This window comes from Bradyrhizobium sp. BRP20 (genome assembly GCF_020194215.1).
GTDB classification, from domain to species: domain Bacteria; phylum Pseudomonadota; class Alphaproteobacteria; order Rhizobiales; family Xanthobacteraceae; genus Bradyrhizobium; species Bradyrhizobium yuanmingense.
This window is the reverse complement of the sequence record NZ_JADYVY010000128.1, coordinates 1-388: the sequence shown is the minus strand read 5'-3', so window position 1 is coordinate 388 and position 388 is coordinate 1. Positions and strand designations below refer to the sequence as shown.

Annotated in this window: 1 protein-coding gene; it reads right to left on the bottom strand. The window is 77.3% G+C overall.

What is annotated here, in order from left to right:
* Nucleotides 1-113: 113 nt before the first annotated feature.
* Nucleotides 114-388: (d)CMP kinase (locus tag I6F33_RS38120; protein WP_225145814.1), on the bottom strand; the 275-nt coding region annotated here is incomplete at its 5' end.

Here is a 388-nt window from a genome sequence, read left to right as displayed (position 1 = left end):
CCGCTCGAGGCCGCGGATCCGCAGCCGGTATGCCGGCTTGAACAGGTGCGTCCCGACGAACCGGGCGGCGTCGTGCAGCCGGGCCGACGCGCCGTCCGGCAGACCGGCAGGGCTCACCGCGTGACCTGCGCGCACGTGCCCAGCAGCCCGCGCTGGCCGGCCAGCTCGGACAGGGCGACGAGCACCTGGTCGATGGACAGCTCGGTGGTGTCCAGGTGCACCGCGTCGTCGGCGGCCTTCAGCGGCGCGACCGCGCGCGTCGAGTCGAGCCGGTCCCGCCGGTCGACCGACGCCAGCGCCTCGGCCTGGCTGCTCTGCCGCCCGGCGGCGGTGTCCTGGGCGCTGCGGCGCGCGGCCCGCACCGCCGGGTCCGCGGTCAGGTAGACCT